The 13527-nt window shown below is 39.8% G+C and carries 15 protein-coding genes and 1 other annotated feature; all 15 genes read right to left on the bottom strand.

From position 1 onward, the window contains the following. Positions 1–95 precede the first annotated feature (95 nt). The 15 genes from MKZ18_RS15625 to sigE all read right to left on the bottom strand — a co-directional run bounded on the left by MKZ18_RS15625 (position 96) and on the right by sigE (position 13503). On the bottom strand, positions 96–1406 hold the full coding sequence (locus MKZ18_RS15625) for a uracil-xanthine permease family protein (protein ID WP_225001498.1): 1311 nt from the start codon (positions 1404–1406) through the stop codon (positions 96–98). 155 nt (positions 1407–1561) lie between these two features. Further along, positions 1562–2104 carry a bifunctional pyr operon transcriptional regulator/uracil phosphoribosyltransferase PyrR gene (gene pyrR / locus MKZ18_RS15630; protein ID WP_025909056.1) on the bottom strand — a complete coding sequence of 181 codons (543 nt, stop codon included), beginning with the start codon at positions 2102–2104 and terminating at the stop codon, positions 1562–1564. Between the two features lie 191 nt (positions 2105–2295). Beyond that, positions 2296–3210 (bottom strand): RluA family pseudouridine synthase, encoded by a 915-nt coding sequence (locus MKZ18_RS15635; RefSeq protein WP_025909057.1) that lies wholly within the window; start codon positions 3208–3210, stop codon positions 2296–2298. Further along, entirely contained in the window at positions 3207–3677 is a 471-nt protein-coding gene (gene lspA / locus MKZ18_RS15640; RefSeq protein WP_025909058.1) for a signal peptidase II, read from the bottom strand. The genes MKZ18_RS15635 and lspA overlap by 4 nt, the downstream gene beginning before the upstream one ends. 79 nt (positions 3678–3756) lie before the next feature. After that, positions 3757–4050 (bottom strand): conjugal transfer protein TraR, encoded by a 294-nt coding sequence (locus MKZ18_RS15645; protein WP_025909059.1) that lies wholly within the window; start codon positions 4048–4050, stop codon positions 3757–3759. A 471-nt stretch (positions 4051–4521) separates the two neighbouring features. Beyond that, on the bottom strand, positions 4522–7293 hold the full coding sequence (gene ileS / locus MKZ18_RS15650) for an isoleucine--tRNA ligase (protein ID WP_061784810.1): 2772 nt from the start codon (positions 7291–7293) through the stop codon (positions 4522–4524). A gap of 72 nt (positions 7294–7365) precedes the next feature. Continuing rightward, positions 7366–7588: a binding site (T-box leader), on the bottom strand. A 68-nt stretch (positions 7589–7656) separates the two neighbouring features. Continuing rightward, on the bottom strand, positions 7657–8151 hold the full coding sequence (locus tag MKZ18_RS15655) for a DivIVA domain-containing protein (RefSeq protein ID WP_061784809.1): 495 nt from the start codon (positions 8149–8151) through the stop codon (positions 7657–7659). An 83-nt stretch (positions 8152–8234) separates the two neighbouring features. Next, the gene (locus tag MKZ18_RS15660; protein WP_061784808.1) at positions 8235–9008 is read right to left on the bottom strand and encodes a YlmH family RNA-binding protein; all 774 of its coding nucleotides are present in this window, start codon (positions 9006–9008) and stop codon (positions 8235–8237) included. 48 nt (positions 9009–9056) lie between these two features. Continuing rightward, positions 9057–9326: a YggT family protein gene (locus MKZ18_RS15665; protein WP_025908851.1), complete on the bottom strand. Its 270-nt coding sequence runs from the start codon at positions 9324–9326 to the stop codon at positions 9057–9059. A gap of 6 nt (positions 9327–9332) precedes the next feature. Beyond that, entirely contained in the window at positions 9333–9806 is a 474-nt protein-coding gene (locus MKZ18_RS15670) for a cell division protein SepF (RefSeq protein ID WP_341344576.1), read from the bottom strand. Positions 9807–9829: 23 nt separating this feature from the next. Further along, entirely contained in the window at positions 9830–10504 is a 675-nt protein-coding gene (locus tag MKZ18_RS15675) for a YggS family pyridoxal phosphate-dependent enzyme (RefSeq protein ID WP_035320310.1), read from the bottom strand. Positions 10505–10511: 7 nt separating this feature from the next. Further along, entirely contained in the window at positions 10512–11336 is an 825-nt protein-coding gene (gene pgeF, locus MKZ18_RS15680; protein ID WP_061784806.1) for a peptidoglycan editing factor PgeF, read from the bottom strand. Between the two features lie 75 nt (positions 11337–11411). After that, positions 11412–11666: a YlmC/YmxH family sporulation protein gene (locus MKZ18_RS15685; RefSeq protein WP_025908848.1), complete on the bottom strand. Its 255-nt coding sequence runs from the start codon at positions 11664–11666 to the stop codon at positions 11412–11414. Positions 11667–11856: 190 nt separating this feature from the next. Then, a complete protein-coding gene (gene sigG / locus MKZ18_RS15690; RefSeq protein ID WP_025908847.1) occupies positions 11857–12636 on the bottom strand; it encodes an RNA polymerase sporulation sigma factor SigG in 780 nt (259 codons plus the stop codon). A 147-nt stretch (positions 12637–12783) separates the two neighbouring features. Beyond that, positions 12784–13503, bottom strand: coding sequence for an RNA polymerase sporulation sigma factor SigE (gene sigE / locus MKZ18_RS15695; RefSeq protein ID WP_025908846.1), 720 nt, complete (start codon positions 13501–13503; stop codon positions 12784–12786). Positions 13504–13527: the final 24 nt, after the last annotated feature.

The raw sequence follows: 13527 nt of genomic DNA on the forward strand, positions 1-13527 counted from the left end.
TTCTTGATATAGAAAGGGTGTGAGAAAACAAGCATCGTCTTTGACGCGCTGTACTACACCCTTGGAAACCTCTCTGGATTTCTTTTAAAAGGCGTTTATGAAATTTTTTGATTTTCTTGTACTTCTTCTACTTCTGAAGTCACAGCTTCCTGCTCTTTCGATTTTGGTAGTACAAGGTTTAAGATGATTCCTACAATAGTTGCAAGTGCCATTCCATCGATCTGTACTTGTTCAGAAAGCTCCAGGTGTGCTCCTCCAACTCCCAATACGAGAATGATGGATGCGATGACTAAGTTGCGTTTATCTCCAAGGTCAACCTGTCCGTCAACCATCATGCGCAGTCCTGATGCGGCAATAATTCCAAACAAGAGGATTGATACACCGCCCATGACTGGTGAAGGTACGCTCGAAATCAGCGCTGTCACTTTTCCACTAAATCCAAACAAGATGGCGATGACCGCTGCTCCTCCTAGCACAAAAACGCTAAACACTCTTGTAATTGCAAGTACGCCGATGTTTTCACCGTATGTTGTATTCGGAGGACCTCCCATTAAACCTGCAAGCATCGTTGCAACTCCATCACCTAACACCGTACGATGCAAACCTGGCTTTTCGATGTAGTTACGATCGATAATCTTATTTAACACAAGCAGATGTCCAATGTGTTCTGAAAGCGTCACTACCGCTACAGGGACCATTACTAGAATGATGCCTAGCGAAATCGATGGCGTGTAGGACACGAATGGGATATAAAAATCTGGGACTGCAATGAATGGTGCTTCTTTTACTTCTTTTAAGCTTACTAAGCCTTGTGTATAGGCAAACAGATAGCCACCAACAATTCCAATGAAGATTGGAATCAAGCTAATTATGTTTTTAAAGTATACTGAGCAAATAACCGTAATAGCGAGCGTAACAAGCGCGACAAGCAGGTACTGACTGCTATAATTCCCATCAGCATCATTCATCGCCATGCTTACAGCCGTGTTAGCTAAGCCCAAGCCAATCACAATAATAACGGGCCCTACTACAATCGGTGGCAATAGCTTCATAACCCAGTTAATTCCTGTTCCTTTAATAACAAGGGCTACAATTCCGTATACTAGCCCTGCTAGGAAACAACCGACCATGGCCTGTTCAGGTCCAAGCGTTGCTTTCGCTGAAATAATTGGTGCGATAAACGCGAAGGATGACCCAAGGTAAGCGGGTACTTGCCCTCTTGTAATCAGTAGAAATGCCAGTGTCCCCACTCCACTTGATACAAGTGCTACTGCCGGGCTTAATCCTACTAAAAACGGAACTAAAATCGTCGCTCCAAACATCGCGAACAGGTGCTGAATACTAAGGGCTAACCATTTTACCGGACTTGGTCGATCGTGTATATCAAGTACAATCTGTTGTTTCATTCTTCTCTTCTCCTTTTACGCCCATAAAAAAACCTCTTTACACAAGTGCGCAAAGAGGTTTCCACAGCATGAAGCAACATGACGAATCATTCGCTTCACGCAGTGTTTCCCCCTTTTGCAGCCTCACGGGACTACCGTTTAAAAGGGCGTGTATATTATTTTTCGTAAATAGCTACTTGGTCCAGTTCATCAACTTCTGCTAACTGAACGGCAATTTTTTCTGACTTCGCTGTTGGTACGTTTTTCCCCACGTAGTCTGCACGAATTGGAAGCTCTCTATGGCCTCGATCCACAAGCACAGCCAGCTGAATCAGCTCGGGTCTGCCGATATCAATGAGCGCATCCAGCGCTGCACGAACCGTACGACCCGTGTACAATACGTCATCAACCAGTATGACGTTCTTGCTTGTAATATCCGTCGGGATATCCGACCCCTTTACAAGCGGCTCATCGTTATTCGTTACTTTTGATAAATCATCTCGATAAAGCGTAATATCTAGCTCTCCAACCGGTAGCGTTTTTCCTTCAATTTGTTCGATGCGCTCAGCTAGACGCTTTGCTATATAAATTCCGCGTGTCTTAATTCCAACAAGCACACAGTTATCAATGCCTTTATTCTTTTCAATAATTTCATGCGCGATTCTTGTTAATGCGCGACGAATTGCTTGGTCATCTAGTACAGTTGCTTTTACATTCATCTGTTCTTCACCCCAATTATGACATAAAAAAATCCTCTACCGCTAAGGTGAGAGGATTAAAACGCCTACGTTTATCTGTAGAAAAGGGTATAAAAAACCCACGTTTTGTACGTTTCCTTCTCAGCCTCACGGGACTGTCTTTAAAGGTTCTCATTAAGTTATCTACAGTATGACAGTTTCATTACTTCTTGTCAACTTCTTTTTTTAAGTAGCTCCAGCATTTCTTCAAATACTTTTGGTACAGGTGCTTCAAACTCAATATATTCGTTTGTACGAGGGTGAACAAAACCTAACACGCCAGCATGAAGTGCTTGTCCTTCAATAGGAAGCGTCTTTTTTGGCCCATACTTTGGGTCTCCTGCAAGAGGAAAACCAATGTACTTCATGTGAACGCGAATTTGGTGCGTTCTTCCCGTTTCAAGCTTACACTCCACTAATGAAAAATCTTTAAAGCGTTCCAATACTGTAAAATGCGTTACGGCATCGCGAGATCTATCATCCGTAACAGTCATACTTTGACGCTCTTGCTTATCGCGGCCAATTGGTGCATCAATTGTACCATGATCATGTTGAATAACGCCGTGTACAATCGCTTTGTAACGTCGCGTTACTGTTTTAGCAACGAGCTGATTTACAAGTGATTCATGAGCCATATCATTTTTTGCCACCATTAGCAGTCCAGACGTATCTTTATCAATACGGTGTACAATCCCTGGTCTCATTACTCCGTTAATGCCAGATAAATCTTTGCAGTGAGCCATTAAGCCGTTTACAAGGGTCCCAGTATAATGACCTGGAGCTGGATGAACAACCATACCTCTAGGCTTGTTTACGACTAGCACGTCTTCATCTTCATAATAAATATCTAGGTCCATTTCTTCGGCAACAATGTCCGGTTCTTTTAAATCAGGCACTTCTAATGTAACAACGTCCCCAACTTTACATTTATAGTTTCCTTTTACCGTATCGCCGTTTACTTTTGCAAACTCATCTTTAATCCACTGCTGAACCTGTGAACGTGACCATTCTGTATTAGCAGTTGCTAATACCTTATCGATACGTTCACTTTTTTGTCCTTCTTCAATAACAATTTCAACTACGCTCATTCTTTCGTGCTCTCCTTCTTTTGCTTTCCTTCAAATAACGTGAGGATAAACATAATACCAACACCAACTACCAATGCTGAATCCGCAACGTTAAAGATTGGAAAATCGTATGTGAAAATGTATGTATTAACGAAATCCACCACTTCTTGGCGAAAAACACGGTCAATAAAGTTCCCTATTGCTCCACCTAACATCAGTCCAAGCGCTACTCCAAGCCACTTATCCGCTTTATTTATCTTCCGAATATACACGATAAGCCCTATGACAACAATAATGGTGATAACATAAAAAAACCACATTTGTCCTTGTAAAATGCCCCAAGCTGCTCCTCTATTTCGATGTGAAGTAATATACAAAAAGTTGTCAATAACCGGAATACTTTCACCAAGTTCCATTTCTTTAACTACAATCCACTTTGTTAACTGGTCAAAAATAATAATAGCCAAAGCAATCATATAATAAAACAAAGCCGTTTCCTCCTGCCGTAAAGTCAAACGAATCCATACTACAGCATTTTAGCATATATTTTATATTTTTTCTCGCTTCTTACCATAAAACAAATAAATCTTGTTCCGTTCTGGCGGTTGGGATGACTTTTAATTTGTGAATACACATTTGTTCCCCCGTATTTTCATCGATTCCAAACGCTCCGACATCAAGCTTTGCTAAAGCTCGCTCTACATCTTTTAAATCTGCTTTAATCATATCAATAACGTATCGTTCTTTATAGGGTTCATATTTCATCTCATTCGTATTACCATCATATTGAATTAGGCGTTCTTGTAGTTCTTCCTTTATAACTGATAGTTCTTGTCCAATTGAAAGGTACTGCTCGTACATTAAACCGCCTCCTTATCGATGAAATCAATCTTATTGATTTTATCGTTACCGATATTGAGACGATTGCAACACGACAAGTTTTTCCTTCCTTCAAAAACCTCATAACAATACGTGTTGGGAATTTCGTACAGTCTTTTTTCCAAAAAAAGAGTTTGGGACATAACAAAATGATTGCTTCTAAAAGACGAACACTAGCTGTTCCCATCTCTTTGGTTTGTCTCAACACGTTCGTTCCATTGCGCTACAGCCACTCGCTTTCCGCGGGGAGGAACCTGAGCTTCCTCGCTGCGCTGCGGGATCTCCGTTTTCCCTCTCTTTCCCGCAGGAGTCGAGTGTCCTACGCTCCATTCCACCCTGTTTCCAACATTGTTTTCACAATCAAAAAAACCTGAACGATTAAAAGTGAGAAACTCTCAATCGTTCAGGTTTATCATTGGCTGAATTACTTATGTCCCAGCCTCTTTTTCCGCTTTACTGCTGAACGTAGTTCGTTTTCACCACATCTGCACATCTTGCACATAATGTTGGATGAGCTGAGTCTGAACCAACTGTTGTTGTAACTGTCCAACAACGTTCACATTTTTCTCCTTCAGCAGGTGTCACAACGATTGCTGCGTGCTCAAAGCGCTGTGCAGTTTCCGGCGCATCTGCTACGTCACCAGCAACCTCTAAGCCTGAAACGATAAACAATTGACCTACGTTTTCTGAGATAGACGCTAACAATTGCTTCGTCTCAGCGTTTGGATATAGAGTCAACTTAGCTTCAAGAGATTTTCCGATTACCTTTTCATTACGAGCCTGTTCAAGTGCTTTTAACACTTCGTCACGGAGTTCCATAAACGCATCCCATTTTTTCTCGAGCTCATCTGCACCAGCAATTTCTTTCACTTCTGGCATATCAACTAGCTGGACGCTTTCTTCTTCTACGTTTGGAATATGAACCCATACCTCATCAGCTGTATGAGAAAGGATTGGAGATACTAACTTTGTTAGAGATAGTAGCGTTTCGTAAAGAACGGTTTGAATGCTACGACGCTCTACGTTGTTTGCACCTTCGATATATAATACGTCTTTTGCAAAATCTAAATAGAACGAACTCATATCAATCGTACAGAAATTATGAACTGCATGATAAATACTTGAGAACTCATATGCATCGTATGATTTCTTCACTTTATCCACTAATTTATTGAGCTTAACTAGCATGTAACGATCTACTTCACGAAGCTGATCTACTGAAATCGCATCCGTTTGTGGATTGAAATCTGCTAGGTTTCCTAATAAGAAGCGGAACGTATTACGAATTTTACGATATACTTCAGCTACTTGTTTCAAGATGTTATCAGATACGCGTACATCTGCCTGGTAGTCAACAGACGCTACCCATAAGCGTAGAATATCTGCACCTAACTGTTTCATAACCTTAGCTGGAATAACCGTGTTACCAAGTGATTTACTCATTTTACGACCTTCACCATCTAAAGCAAAACCATGACTTAAAACGGCTTTATAAGGTGCTTCACCCGTTACAGCAACGCTTGTAGATAAGCTTGAGTTAAACCAACCGCGATATTGGTCAGACCCTTCTAGATAAAGGTCAGCCGGACGCTGTAACCCTTCACGCTCTTCAAGTACAGCTTGGTGAGAAGATCCAGAATCAAACCATACGTCCATAATATCCGTTTCTTTTGTGAAATGACCGTTTGGACTACCAGGATGAGTAAAGCCTTCCGGTAATAAATCTTTTGCTTCACGCTCAAACCATACGTTTGAACCATGCTGACGGAACAGCTCTGATACATGCTCAATTGTCTCATCCGTAATAATCGGCTCATCATTTTCAGCATAAAACACAGGAATTGGTACGCCCCATGCGCGTTGACGAGAAATACACCAGTCTCCACGATCACGAACCATGTTGTAAAGACGAGTTTCGCCCCAAGCAGGAACCCACTGTGTTTTTTCTACTGCCTCTAATAGCTCTTTACGGAAGTCTTTAATTGATGCAAACCATTGCGCTGTTGCACGGAAAATTGTCGGCTTTTTCGTACGCCAGTCATGTGGATATGAATGCGTGATGAATGATAGCTTTAACAGGGCGCCTTCTTCTTGAAGCTTTTCAGTAATGGCCTTGTTCGCATTATCATAGAATAAGCCTTCAAATCCAGGCGCTTCCTCTGTCATATGACCTTTGCTGTCAACTGGACAAAGTACACCTAAACCGTATTTTTGACCCACAATAAAGTCATCTTCCCCGTGTCCTGGAGCCGTATGAACACACCCAGTACCCGCATCAGTTGTAACATGGTCACCTAAAACGAGTAGAGAATCACGCTTGTAAATTGGATGTTCTGCTACTACGTGCTCAAGTTCAGCACCTTTCATAGTACGCACTACTTCATATTCAACCCATTCAATCTCTTTTGCAACGGTCTCAACAAGTTCTGATGCCACGATGTATTTAGCACCATCTACGGCCACTACGCTATATTGAAGCTCTGGGTTTACAGCAATAGCTAAGTTTGCCGGCATTGTCCATGGCGTTGTTGTCCAGATGATAAATTTCTCATCACTTTCCACTACGCCTTTACCATCTTTTACATTAAACGCCACGTAAATAGACGCAGAGCGCTTATCATAATATTCAATTTCAGCTTCTGCTAACGCTGATTCACTAGATGGAGACCAATAAACTGGTTTTAGTCCTTTGTAGATATAGCCTTTTTTCGCCATATCTCCAAATACTTTAATTTGCTGAGCTTCGTATTCAGGCTGAAGCGTCACATAAGGGTTATCCCAATCAGCACGCACACCTAAACGTTTGAACTGTTCACGTTGACCTTCCACTTGCTCCCATGCATACTGTTCGCAAAGCTTACGGAACTCAGCAACGCTCATTTCTTTACGGTTGACTTTTTTATTCTTTGTTAAAGCTGTTTCAATCGGTAAACCGTGCGTATCCCAACCAGGTACATACGGTGCACAAAAACCTGACATGGATTTATAGCGAACGATAAAGTCCTTTAAGATTTTATTCAGTGCATGCCCCATATGAATATCACCATTTGCATAAGGAGGGCCATCATGTAACACGAATAATGGACGACCTTCTGTACGCTTTTGAACTTTTGCATAAATGTCCATTCCCGCCCACTTTTCTTGCATTTGTGGCTCACGATTTGGTAAATTTCCACGCATCGGAAATTCTGTTTTCGGCATTAATAACGTATCTTTATATTCCAAAGTTCTAACCTCCATAAAATCGTAAATTTCATTCCGTATATAGCTACAACAAAAAGAGACCTTCTCATCCCAAAAAGGGACGAGAAGGTCTCCCGCGGTACCACCCTTGTAGACAAACAGCACTTCCGTTTGTCCTCTCAGCATTCGTAACGTGAATAACACGTCGCTGCTTACTTCGTTTCAGCAGCAATACTCCAGGGTGATATTCGTTTCTTAGATTAGACCGAGCTCTCACCTTCCTCGGTTCGCTAAACGTAATCATGTAAGAAACTACTGTCCCTATCTCCGTACTATACGTATGAAATTTCATCTGTTACCAAATTATATGACAACAAAACGAAAGAAGTCAAGGTTCTGTCTTGACTAGTCAATTTTTTCTTCTAACGCAGGCATTTCATAGTCCATTAATTGATCCCAATCATCACTGTTTAACATTTCTAACTGGGCTTCAATTAACATTTTAAAACGCGTACGGAATACTTTTGACTGCTTTTTCGTCTCTTCAATATCCATCGCAATTTTACGAGACTTTGATAAAGCTTCATTGATAATGCGGTCAGCATTCTTTTCCGCTTCTTTTACAATTAGCTTCGCTTCTTTCTCTGCGTTTCGCTTTACGTCTTCTGCTGCTTCTTGAGCAATTAAAATTGATTTATTCAGCGTTTCTTCGATGTTAGTAAAATGCCCTACTTTTTCAGTAAGCTCAGTTACTCGCGCTTCTAATTCTTTTTTCTCACGAATAATTAATTCGTAATCCTTAATTACTTGGTCAAGAAATTCATTGACCTGGTCTTCATCATATCCACGAAACCCACGATTAAATTCTTTGTTATGAATATCTAAAGGGGTTAAAGGCATGTAGGCCACCTCCACGTTGTCTCATTACATTGTTTGTAATGGAATATTCGACATATTTTTTTGTTTCCTGCTTACAATTTTTGTTATTGTTGTTTCCCTACAATTACTCGCCACTTATCTTTTTTTGTTTTCCCCTCAACTGATATAACTTTACTTCGACCAAAACCTCTTAGTGAAAGTATATCATCTGCTTTGCACTCAAAAGAAGGCTGTTCAACCGTTTTAAAATTTACTTTTACCGCTCCACTTCCAATAAACGGCTGCACCTTTTGACGAGATAAATTGTAAATGGTAGATAGTAAAACGTCTAACCGCATGGATGATACAGTATACGTTTTTTCCTGAAATTCACTTTGAACTTGAAGTAACTCTGTGCGGTCTTTTTTTACAAGAGATATTTTGGCTTTACCCACTGACGTGAAGTTTGCTTCCACGTAAGAAGATATTTCATCGGCAATAACCAGCTGTATGCGCTCATCTTGTACCAAAACATCACCAAACTTTGACCGTTTTAACCCAAGCGACATTAATGCTCCTAACACTTGAGGGTGCTCAACCGTAACAAATTTACTAGGATAGTGCAGCTCGTAGTAGCTCAGTTGAAAATCTTCATTTCCCACCTCATAATAATCAGGATATAAAAGCGCTCGCTTTCGTTCTCCTTGTTCACTTCCACCGTCAAACGAAACAAGCACTTCTCCTTCTGTTCCAATGATAGCTGAAACAATTTGCTGCTCGCGTGGGTCTAAAAAGTCCGTCAGCTTTGGACTATATTGATTAAGAACATCTTCTTTCCACTCTAATACGAGGTCAATAAATGCTCGTTCTTCTTCTCGAAAATGTTGATAAATAGACATGTCTACTCTCCTTGCTCGTATGTAAAAAAGGAATCAAATGATTCCTTTTTATATGAACCCTAACATTCTAAATAGCGATACGAGTCCACCACTTGCAAAGCGTAACACAAGAATAGCTACCAGTGGTGAGAGATCAATCATTCCAAGCGGAGGAATGATTCGTCGAAACGGCTCAAGGTAAGGTTCACAAATGCTTCCCAGCATTTGTCCAAATCGAGATGCGCGAATGTCGGGAACCCATGACATAAAAATGTAAATAATGAGCGCCCATGAATAAATCTCGATTAACTGAAGCAAAATCCTAAGTACGATTTCCATATACGGTTACCACCTCTTTACGTTGCTTGTTTCATGTTCAGTGAACATATCTGAAATGCTACCACTAACATCGACATTGTCTGGCGTACATAAAAAAATATCGGTTCCGATTTTTTGAATGTCACCACCTAAAGCATAAACCGTTCCGCTTAAAAAGTCGACTATTCTTACTGCTTGATCACGCTGAATTCGCTGTAAATTGACAACAACGACTTTGCGGTTCTTTAAATGATCGGTAATATCTTGGGCTTCGGCATAAACGCGTGGTTCAGATAAGACCATCTTCGATGATTTTTGTACGCTTTGCAAACTTATAACATTTTGCTGTTGCTGCTGACTGCTAACTTGCTTTTGCGTCTTAGAAGGTTGAACAGCAGCAGGTTCATTGTCATATTCTTTTTGTTCATATCGTTCTTCTACGTACTCTTCTGTCTCATCATCCATGGCAAAAAAATTTTTTAAACGATTCTTCATACTCATCGCCTGACACCTCCTTAACGTTCTTAACCAACCAATGTGGTTCCTAATCGAATAAACGTTGCTCCTTCTTCAATAGCAATTTGGTAATCATTTGACATTCCCATTGAAAGCTCTTGGCAAGGAGCATAGCGTAAATTAAGAGTTTGAATTTCTTGCTGTAGCTTTTTTAAATCTTTAAAACAATTTCTTAATACCTTCTCATCGTCCGTATGAGGAGCCATTGTCATTAACCCAACAACTTGAACATTTGGGTATTCCTCTAATGCTTGAATAAATGGAACAACCTCATCTGCTGATAGCCCATGCTTAGATTCTTCTTCCGCAACGTTTACCTGTACAAAGCATTTTACTGGCTTACTCGCTCGCTTATTAATCTCTTTTGCTAGCGATAAACGATCTAACGAATGAATATACGATGCTTGATTGATAATATTTTTCACTTTACGCGTTTGGAGCGTTCCAATAAAGTGCCATGTGGCCTTGTCACCAATTTCCTCATACTTCTCCGTCATGCCCTCATCACGATTTTCTCCTAGATGTATAAGGCCTGCTTCTACGGCCTCTTGTGCGCGCTCAGTAGAAACGTATTTTGTTACGGCTACAACCCTTACTTCTTCTGGGTGACGCCCTACCTTCTCACAGGCTAGGTTAATTTGTTCTTTTACTTGTTCTAAATTGCTTGCTACGCTTGCTGTCACTATGTAGTCAATCCTCCTTAAAACCTATAAAGCTAAACATACGACCGGTTTTACCTTGATCGCGACGATGCGAAAAGAATAGATCATCTTCACAGCTTGTACAATGGGATGAAACGATAATATTTGCTTCATTAACACCAGCTTTTTTCATCAAATAAACGTTTAGTTTTTTCAAATCTAGTCGATATTGATTCGGAGAAATTTGCACATATACGTCCGCTGACGACGCTACTTCATTCACTGCTGAAATGACGCGGTCATCGACAATATAGCAGCATGATTCAATCGCTGGCCCTACAGCAGCATAAATATCTTCAACAGGTATTTGCTCTTCCTGTACCCATTTTCGAATCATCTCACCCGCAATATCTTTAACTGTTCCTTGCCATCCAGCATGAGCTAGCCCTACCATATGATGATTTGGAGCATAAAAATATAGAGGTACACAGTCTGCATAGCATAGTGCTAACAAAACGTTTGATTCATTTGTATAAATTCCATCTGTTTGTGCAACTCCATCTTCATAAGCATGCATTCCCTTTCCTGATTGCTTACGCGTTACTTTTTGTACAACCGAATTATGTACTTGTTCAGCGCAAACCCAATTCGATAAGGGCATATTTAGATGGTTAGCTAATAGTTCTCTATTTAAAATAACGTGTTCTTTGTTGTCATGTACGTGCAGTCCAAGGTTGAATGAAGTAAACGGAGGCTCACTTATTCCACCGTTTTTAGTCGTAAAGCCACTTAACAGCTGACTATTTTCATCCATCCACGGACGAAGCCACATAAACGATTCATGATGGCTTTTTGTAAAAGCAGCTTTATTCATGTATGTGACACACCCTTTATCTATTGTTCTCAAATATTGTACCACAGATTGAGAATAGCTGTTTATAAAAATACATTAATTCTCTTCAAGTTCGTAGCTGTCTTTATAGCGTACTAAAATAACGTCAGAACCAATCTTTACGATATTTCGCCACGGAATGACAATTTCCTCTTCTTTCCCAAAAAAACCAAGCATTCTTGAGTTCCCAATGACAATCGCTTGAATTTTACCAGTGGCTAAATCAATATCAATATCTCCTACATGTCCAAGGCGCTTGCCGTCTGCTACGTTAACCACATCTTTAATTTGAAATTCAGAAATCTTTAACATCCCTATTCCCCCTATTCTCTTAGCCAACACGTTATTTTAAAAAACGTAGAAATCTCTTTGTATATGTATATTTAAACTTGAGTGATTTCATGAAAGAAACGGTAATTTTACGCGCTTTTTCTTCTATCAAACAAACCGCCGCACAGACTGATCCATGCGGCGGTTTATCATACGTATGAAGCCAAAAATATTAGCTTTGAATGTTCTTATTCATCTGTTTAATGGCTGCTTTTTCTAAACGAGATACCTGTGCTTGTGAAATCCCAATTTCATCAGCCACTTCCATTTGAGTCTTTCCTTGAAAGAAGCGTTTTCGTAAAATTAGTTTTTCTCTCTCATTTAGTCGACGCATCCCTTCCTGTAAGGCTATTTCTTCAATCCAAGTAGAATCGCGATTTCGCTCGTCACTAAGCTGATCCATCACATAAATAGGATCTCCTCCATCATTGTAGATAGGTTCAAATAATGATACTGGGTCTTGAATAGCGTCTAACGCAAATACAATATCTTCATGTGGAACTTCTAATACTTTGGCTATTTCTTCTGCAGTTGGCTCTTTTGATGTTTCACTCATTAATCTTTCTCGAACTTGGAGTGCCTTATATGCAATGTCTCTTAATGATCTTGATACCCGAATTGGGTTATTGTCTCGCAAGTAGCGGCGAATTTCTCCAATAATCATCGGAACAGCATATGTAGAAAATTTTACGTTTTGTCCTAAATCAAAGTTGTCAATAGATTTCATGAGGCCAATACAACCCACTTGAAATAAATCATCAACGAATTCTCCGCGATTATTAAAACGCTGAATTACACTTAGAACAAGACGTAGGTTACCACTCACTAACTTCTCACGAGCGGTTTCATCACCAGCTTGCAGCTCCTTAAATAAAAGGCGCATCTCATCATTCTTCAATACAGGAAGCTTTGAAGTATCTACTCCACAAATTTCTACTTTATTTCTTGTCAATTCTTTCCCTCCTCACAGGAGATGATGTTCTGAGTTCAGTATCTCCTTGAAAGGAAAAAATATGCACATTCAAAATTCTTACATTTTATTCCTGAAACAAAATGCGGTAACAGCAGAGTCAGAACGCCTACTTGTTACCGCATTTTGTTACACCATTTTATTAAATTCTTTTCGGAGCCTTTTAATAATTCGCTTTTCTAATCGTGAAATATACGATTGAGAAATACCAAGCATATCCGCTACATCCTTTTGCGTTTTCTCTTCCCCACCTGCTAATCCAAATCTTAACTCCATAATTTGCTTTTCACGATCATTAAGTTGATGTAAAGCTTTTAATAACAGCTTCCTATCTACATTCGCTTCTAAGTCTTTTGTAATGATATCTTCTTCCGTTCCCATTACATCCGAAAGTAAAAGCTCATTCCCATCCCAATCAATGTTTAACGGCTCATCAAACGAAACTTCTGAACGAATCTTGTTATTTCGTCTTAAATACATGAGAATTTCATTTTCAATACATCTCGATGCGTACGTAGCTAGTTTGATTTTCTTTTCTGGATTAAATGTATTTACTGCTTTTATTAAGCCTATTGTCCCAATGCTAATTAAGTCCTCAATATTAATCCCCGTATTTTCAAATTTACGTGCAATATAGACAACTAGGCGTAAATTTCGCTCAATTAGTAAAGACCTTGCCGCTTCATCACCAGAAGGAAGTTTTTTCAGTAACACTTCTTCTTCATCTTTTGTTAGAGGTGGCGGTAATGCTTCGCTCCCACCAATATAATATACTTCATCTGTTTTAATTTTTAATTTAATTAATAACTTGTACCACCATAACTGTAGCCGAATACGATATGTAGACATTCAATTTCCCCCTTTTATTTTTGT

The organism is Priestia sp. FSL W8-0001, from assembly GCF_038050335.1.
Classification (GTDB): Bacteria; Bacillota; Bacilli; order Bacillales; family Bacillaceae_H; genus Priestia; species Priestia flexa.

Bases quoted from the DNA above. Each gene is read 5' to 3' on its own strand.
- MKZ18_RS15625 (WP_225001498.1), bottom strand. From the start codon at position 1,406: ATGAAACAACAGATTGTACTTGATATACACGATCGACCAAGTCCGGTA.
- pyrR (WP_025909056.1), bottom strand. From the start codon at position 2,104: ATGAATGTAAAAGCAACTGTACTAGATGACCAAGCAATTCGTCGCGCA.
- MKZ18_RS15635 (WP_025909057.1), bottom strand. From the start codon at position 3,210: ATGAGCGTAGTTGAAATTGTTATTGAAGAAGGACAAAAAAGTGAACGT.
- MKZ18_RS15645 (WP_025909059.1), bottom strand. From the start codon at position 4,050: ATGTACGAGCAGTACCTTTCAATTGGACAAGAACTATCAGTTATAAAG.
- MKZ18_RS15655 (WP_061784809.1), bottom strand. From the start codon at position 8,151: ATGCCTTTAACCCCTTTAGATATTCATAACAAAGAATTTAATCGTGGG.
- MKZ18_RS15660 (WP_061784808.1), bottom strand. From the start codon at position 9,008: ATGTCTATTTATCAACATTTTCGAGAAGAAGAACGAGCATTTATTGAC.
- MKZ18_RS15665 (WP_025908851.1), bottom strand. From the start codon at position 9,326: ATGGAAATCGTACTTAGGATTTTGCTTCAGTTAATCGAGATTTATTCA.
- MKZ18_RS15670 (WP_341344576.1), bottom strand. From the start codon at position 9,806: ATGAGTATGAAGAATCGTTTAAAAAATTTTTTTGCCATGGATGATGAG.
- pgeF (WP_061784806.1), bottom strand. From the start codon at position 11,336: ATGAATAAAGCTGCTTTTACAAAAAGCCATCATGAATCGTTTATGTGG.
- MKZ18_RS15685 (WP_025908848.1), bottom strand. From the start codon at position 11,666: ATGTTAAAGATTTCTGAATTTCAAATTAAAGATGTGGTTAACGTAGCA.
- sigE (WP_025908846.1), bottom strand. From the start codon at position 13,503: ATGTCTACATATCGTATTCGGCTACAGTTATGGTGGTACAAGTTATTA.